A 6,243-nucleotide genomic window follows, 5' to 3' on the forward strand; every position below is an offset into this window, starting at 1 on the left:
GTCCCCCACCCGCCTGCGGGGTTCGCTTGTGGGGCAATTCTTCATGCACCCCGCAAAACGGGCCAAAGCCCGCTGTTGCTGGGCTGTAAGCGGGTTTTGGGTGCATAGGAGTCATGCGAAATCATGCGGATTTATGTATCTTCTGTGATCCCGTGAAGATCAATGTCCTAAAGCGAGGCCATCGGCTGGCCGATAGCTAAACAGGACATTCCTGATAAGGCTGTGTAGTGCCAAAGCCTTCCGGTGCAGGATGGCCTAAAGTCGCAGCTGTACGGGTTGCACAGGCGTAAAGGAATAGGCAATACTGCTAAAAAATAATTAAAGTTAAAATTGGGGTTTATGAGTATCAATTTACTTGCGGCCGGGGGTTGGAAATCACTAGCAATGTAAGTGGTGTCGATGTCATCGTTTGGTTACAGAAGCTGGTAGTTTTCTGTTCAGTGGCCTGTCCACCCCAACTAACAGCTATCGACCCTGAGCGGACGTTCGAAAGAGTTGAATATTCATAGGGGTCTTTAGCTCGCGATGCGATGAATAAAACTGTTAAGCAGAAAATTTGGTGCTGTCGTCTAGCGGTCCAAGACGCCCGCCGATTATGTCGGATTGTGAAAGCGGGAAACTGAGGTTCGAATCCTCACGGCACCACCATTACATGAGTAAGTTATGGAAAGTGAAGGTCTCAAGCAGTTCTTAGAAGTGGTTGGCGATGCTGTCCATTCAGTTAACACAATCTGTGTTGGCTTGGCTGCTGTGCGAGCAGGGACTGCCAAGAAACCTGATGACCTGACAATAGGCTGGAAAAGTTCTAATCCTGAGACATCTGCCTCAAAGGCCAGAGTATTTGCCCTTCGAGCGTCGCTGGTTTTTGTTGAAGAGGCGCTTCTCAAGTACCTGGACTTCCTCAAAGATTGTTCAACTGAGGACGAGAGGTTATATAAGGCGCTATCTACCGAGGGAGCGGCAGACAGAGTTGTTGAAATCTCCAAATATCTTTCAGATGCCGAGCCCTATTGGTGGCCGATGGTTGTTCTGCTAGTACGATGGCGCAATAGGGTCGTCCATAGCGCGAAAATTGGGTTGGCTCCGCTTCAGAAGAAAATTCTCCTTGAACACGAGCAGGTCCTTAAGCAAAGGCACGCGGGTATTGAAATACGGAAAACCTTAGAAAATTTCGAGTCTAGTCAGATAACCCTGAAGGATTTCACGACCCTCATTGCAATTACAGTCCGCTATGTGCGAGCACTAGATGAACAACTTGAGCCTCAACTACACACGATGCAGGGCTTTATTTCGCGGTTGGAGCAGCGGGGGTTGGTAGAGGTTTTTGATAACGTGATGAAAGCTAACGGAGAGTCTACGCGGAGACGTAAGCTACGGTCTTTTTTAGATACTGAATTTTCGAAAATACCGGATACTTTTTTCGAGGACATTTTTCATCATGGGCCAATCCGCCAAGATATTGCTTAACAATCGGCTGCACAGCGACCGATTTTCCGCCGCTGCGCGGCTCCAAACCGGCGCGTGAGCCGGGCGTTAAATACCTATGAACACACGTCAAATAAAGATTAAGCAAAAAATTGCTCAATCTCGCGGAGTTGCTGAGTCAGAAGCCTATTTCGGTTATCGGTTCCATGACCCGGCTCCGTTTGGCGAGAGCGCACAAGCATTAATGCGTGAGGTGCCGCCTTCATTTGGTTCCTGTGTAATGCTGAGTTGTGCCTGGGCAAGCTACCTTAAAGATCATTTTTCCATCCCTGCCATAGTTGTGGCAGGCGACTTGAAAATCTCCGGCACTCGAATTTTTAAGTACAAGGAGAAACTGCCTGAGCCAAGCGGTACAGGGAAAATTGTGCAGAAAAGTTGGGGCGGTCACTGTTGGATTGAGGTCAACGGTTACCTTGGTGATTTATCCATTTTTAGAACTGCATACTCCATAAGCGGTCGTAGCATCCTCAAAGACTATATTCTTGACCGTTTCGGGCCTGGTCGGGGCGCATTGTTGAGTCCGGTAGAAGATCTCCCTGACGGAATGCAATATATCCCTCAGTATGTTCTCAAAGATGCGCAGGTAGATATGTTTACTGCAAGCTTGGGTTATCAGCTTGAACACGGTATTTAACAAGGCGCAGCAGTTCGCGGCCGATGGCCGCCGGACGCCCTTTACGTGGCTCCTTCGTCGCCACTCCAAGGTCGCCGCTGTGCTTCGTCGTTATACCTATTGTGAGGACTTGCGATAGATGAGCAATATTGAAGGGAGCTTAGTCAAGTTCTTTGATATCGAAAGTGAAGTGCGAGAACACATAAATACTCACAGATATCAAAAGGTTTTGATCTCAGAGTTAGATAACTGGAGTCAAATTTGTAGTTCTTTGGACACTCTAGGCGATACAGGATTAGCGCTAAAAAGTTATTTCAAATCTGACTTTCCTATTGAAGCAGGATTGTCTTATATCTACACCTATGGACTTTTGCAGGCTTTATTTATTCAACAGGATGCGATGAACCATTTGTCTGAAGCATTCGAAGTGCCATATGAGTTGTCTGATGAACTGAAAAGCATCAGAGCAGTTAGAAATGCCTCAATAGGTCACCCAACAAAGAATAGAGTTAAGAAAACTACTTACTTTAATCACATTTCTCGGATTTCAATGAGTAAAGGTGGCTTTACTCTAGCTCGTTTCTACGACGAGGGGGAAAGTGAGTTCATCGACGTTGATTTCAAAAAAATAGTAGAAACACAGCTAATCGGTATTAATAATGCTTACGCATTAATCAGTTATAAGCTTCGAGAAATTGACGAGCAACATAGGGCTAAATTTATGGGAAAACCTCTAGCAGATATTCTTCACTCAACAATGGGGTATATGTTTGAAAAGGTTGGGCAGGCAATATACTCACCATCCAATTCAAATGTTTCATTTGGTCTTAGTATGCTTGAGTCAATCGAAGAGACATACAATAACTTCCGAAGTGCATTGCAAGAGAGAAATGAGTTACCTGACCATATTCAGTACGAACTTGATGAGTACTTTCACGGAATTAAACGAGTGAAAGCTTACCTGGTTAACTCTAATATGAATGACTTTTCAGAGGCAGATGCACGAATATTCTTATTTTATCTGCAAGAGAGCCATAAAAGCTTTGAAAATCTCGCACGTGAAATAGAAGAAGATTACGTTGAACAGTAGGTATAATAAGTCACTCAAGATGGACTAACAAACATTCGGCATTTTGCGTTCATTTGAATTTAGTGTTTACGGCGGTCAATTTAGCTGAGTGGTACGTTTGTTAGCCACTTAGCTTTGCGTTATATCAGTGTCGCCTTAAAGTCCGTTTCTGGCGGAGAGCCTGTGTGAAAACACTCTGGCTGTCCTGAAGGAGAAGATTGTACGTTAAATCTGGAGCAATCTTGCCATGCAACTACCTCAGAATTTGCGAGAGAGCACCAATATTGATTGATTTTTGACCGGCGTGAGACGCTCCAAACGTTTTCACACGGCTCGGCCGTAAGAAGTCCATCTGTGCCGCAAACTGAATCGCGAGTGGTGTTATCCAACGATAAGCCGTTAGCGGGTTGCAGATGGAGGGGGCTGGTATACGGTGTGGTATATTGGTTTTTTATATTTCATGTTAAGGCCATATAATTCAATTGCTTAATGTGTTTTTTAAACTCCTGCCAGGTGAGCCAAAAACCTCTATCTTCGTGTCTGTTCTGTTACCGCGGCGCCCCCAGCGTCTGCACCCAATAATGAGTAAACCGCGCGTCGGCATTTTCAGCGTGGGCCATGCCCATCTCCGTGAAATCATCGTTCATTAAATTACGGCAGTGGCCAGGGCTTTTAATCCAGCTTTCAATAGCCGCTTCGGCGTTGGTATGGCCAGCGGCGATGTTTTCGCCGACGGTGCGCCAGTGGTAGCCTTGTTGGGTGGCGCGTTCGCCTACGCCGCTGCCGTCTTGGCCGGTGTGGCTGAAGTAGTCGTTAGCGGCCATGTCGTCTGCGTGGGCTTGCGCGGCGGCGGTGAGCGGGCAGCTCCAGGTGAGGGGGCTGGCGGCGTTGAAAGATTGCTCGCCGCATTGGCGGGCTTGGTTTCTGGCCTCGTTAACGCGTGCCAGCATCTGTTGCTGCTGTTCGGTAGGGGCGCAGGCGGTGGAAGTGGCGGCCGTGTCGATTTTTGCCCAGGCAAAAGGGCTGGCTACCCAAACTATCGCTGTGAGCACGATAGAAAAAAGCGCCCGAACCAGCGGGCGCTTTGTGAGTGGCTTATCCACCGAATTTCTCGTTTTCGCCCAAGTTGGGCGTAGCGTCTTTTTTGAGATTGGCTTTGGCAATCTCGTAAAGCTGGAACGTTTTGCTCTCTTTGGCTTTCCAGTGTTCGCCCATTTCTACTTTCACTTCCAGCAGGGCGACATCGGGGTCGTCTTTGCCTTCAGGGAACCAGGCAGCCACAAAGGGGTTCCAGTATTTTTCGATCAGCTCCCGGTTGTCGATCACGTTGGCTTTGCCCGAAAGGGAAACATACGTGCCTTCTTCTTGGTCGGAAAAGCTGAGGCACACGTCGTGGTCGCTTTGGGTTTCCAGTACTTTTTCAGCGCTGCGGCGGGTAAAGAACCAGAGCGTGCCGTCGTATTCGTCCTGCACTAGGTGCATGGGCCTAGCTCGGGGCATATCGTGGTCTAACGTTACCAACATACCTACTTTGATATCCTTAATCATCTTCCAGATTTTTTGCTTATGCTCTGGGCTAGACATCGCTTCACTCTCCTTATGAATTGAGGACGGCGCTGGCCGTACAGGTATTGGTGCGCCGTCTATGGCTAGAATTTATACGGAAGTTTGCTGCTTACGCTTACGTTTGTACAAATCCTACTCACAGACTAGCTACCATTGTGGTCGTCATCAAGTAAGCGGTGAGGGCTTTGTGGCAGTGGTACTGCTGGTGGCATAAGCCGAGGTGGGTGGTTTCAACAGTCGTTGGATACTGCAAAGGTGCGGGGTGAAGCAGCGCTATCGAACATAAGAGGGAGTAAAGAAGCCATCCATGGCTTGCCGCGTGTCCTTGTTCCTTCCGCCTAACTTCTTCCTTGGCATCGTCCTTGAGATAACTTGTCGCACTTCCTGTACGCGGCATGCTTTGGCGTATTCACACCTTAGCCTATATACCGATAAAATTATGTAAGACATCTCTGACATGTTTGTAAGAGATATCTTACAAGCGCGGAATATTGCCAGCTTGAGTGGGGGTAGGCCGGGCCTGGATGCATCGTGACGTACTGATTTTGCAGCGCCCTACCAATAAAGTAGGGCGTTTACATTGAGCCTTAGAAGGGTGGTTTTTACTGCTAAACAATAGCCTTTTAGGCCATTCTAGAAGAAGTGCCGGGCGTGCTATGCCTCTCGCCCTGGTAGCTCAATATAAAATTCGCTGCCACCGCCTGTGGCATCTCGGTAGTGCACTTCGCCACCGAGCTGATGGGTAATTTCCCGGGTAATGGCTAACCCAAGCCCGGTACCAGGAAGCTTGCGTGTATCGCTGCTGTCGGCTTGAGAAAAGCGCTGGAACAGTTGGCTTTTAAACGCAGGGTCTACGCCAGGGCCATGGTCGCGCACGATGATCGTCGCTTTATCGCCGTTGAAAGTGACCGATACATCAACAGCATCGCCTTGAGGGGTGAACTTAATCGCATTCGACATTAAGTTGGTGAGGGCTTGAATCAGCCGGGGGCCATCGACCAAGACTTGAACCTTCGGCCAATGGCCAGAGGTGTGGATGGCTACTTTATGCTGCTCACCGTAGCCTGCGAGTGACTCGATGGCCTCATTTACCAGGGGAGTGAGTGCTTGCTCCTCCGGGTTCATTGGCATTTTGCCCGCTACCAGTTTTTCCATATCTAGCAAGTCGTTGATCAATAACGCCAGACGTTGCGCATTGCGCTGAGCGGTATCCAGCAGTGCTGTCACCGGGGCGGGGAGTTCTCCCACGGCACCGCCTGCCAGTAGGCCGAGAGAGCCGTTGATGGAGGTTAGCGGTGTGCGTAGTTCGTGGCTAACGGTAGCAATGAATTGGTTTTTCATTTTATCCAATCGGCGGCGCTCGGTAATGTCTTCAATCAGCGACCATATCACCCAGCGGCCGTCGGGGTCTTTGTAGTGGCATAGTGAATTTGGCCACCTACTTAGAGGTGCTAATATGCACCAAGACATCACTAGGTGGCAGCATGGTAACAAGACCAAAACGTAACTT

6 protein-coding genes and 1 tRNA gene are annotated in these 6,243 nt (G+C 48.6%); 4 read left to right on the forward strand and 3 right to left on the reverse strand.

Annotation, left to right across the window (positions count from 1 at the left end):
* The first annotated feature begins 558 nt into the window (after positions 1 to 558).
* The 4 genes from BIS10_RS16710 (at position 559) to BIS10_RS16725 (ending at position 3,188) form a co-directional block, all read left to right on the forward strand.
* Positions 559 to 648: transfer RNA gene (locus tag BIS10_RS16710), tRNA-OTHER, on the forward strand.
* Between the two features lie 15 nt (positions 649 to 663).
* The gene (locus tag BIS10_RS16715; RefSeq protein WP_253506935.1) at positions 664 to 1,467 is read left to right on the forward strand and encodes a hypothetical protein; all 804 of its coding nucleotides are present in this window, start codon (positions 664 to 666) and stop codon (positions 1,465 to 1,467) included.
* A gap of 76 nt (positions 1,468 to 1,543) precedes the next feature.
* Positions 1,544 to 2,119 carry a hypothetical protein gene (locus BIS10_RS16720; protein ID WP_253506936.1) on the forward strand — a complete coding sequence of 192 codons (576 nt, stop codon included), beginning with the start codon at positions 1,544 to 1,546 and terminating at the stop codon, positions 2,117 to 2,119.
* A gap of 118 nt (positions 2,120 to 2,237) precedes the next feature.
* Entirely contained in the window at positions 2,238 to 3,188 is a 951-nt protein-coding gene (locus BIS10_RS16725) for a hypothetical protein (RefSeq protein ID WP_253506939.1), read from the forward strand.
* Positions 3,189 to 3,715: 527 nt separating this feature from the next.
* On the opposite strand, the gene BIS10_RS16730 is transcribed toward BIS10_RS16725, so the two are convergent.
* The 3 genes from BIS10_RS16730 to BIS10_RS16740 form a co-directional block, all read right to left on the reverse strand.
* Positions 3,716 to 4,270 (reverse strand): CAP domain-containing protein, encoded by a 555-nt coding sequence (locus tag BIS10_RS16730; protein WP_253506942.1) that lies wholly within the window; start codon positions 4,268 to 4,270, stop codon positions 3,716 to 3,718.
* Positions 4,263 to 4,751 (reverse strand): pyridoxamine 5'-phosphate oxidase family protein, encoded by a 489-nt coding sequence (locus BIS10_RS16735; protein WP_253506946.1) that lies wholly within the window; start codon positions 4,749 to 4,751, stop codon positions 4,263 to 4,265. The genes BIS10_RS16730 and BIS10_RS16735 overlap by 8 nt, the downstream gene beginning before the upstream one ends.
* A 636-nt stretch (positions 4,752 to 5,387) precedes the next feature.
* On the reverse strand, positions 5,388 to 6,243 hold an 856-nt coding region (locus BIS10_RS16740; protein ID WP_253506949.1), incomplete at its 5' end, for a cell wall metabolism sensor histidine kinase WalK.

This window comes from Halomonas sp. 707B3, from assembly GCF_024158645.1.
GTDB classification, from domain to species: domain Bacteria; phylum Pseudomonadota; class Gammaproteobacteria; order Pseudomonadales; family Halomonadaceae; genus Vreelandella; species Vreelandella lionensis.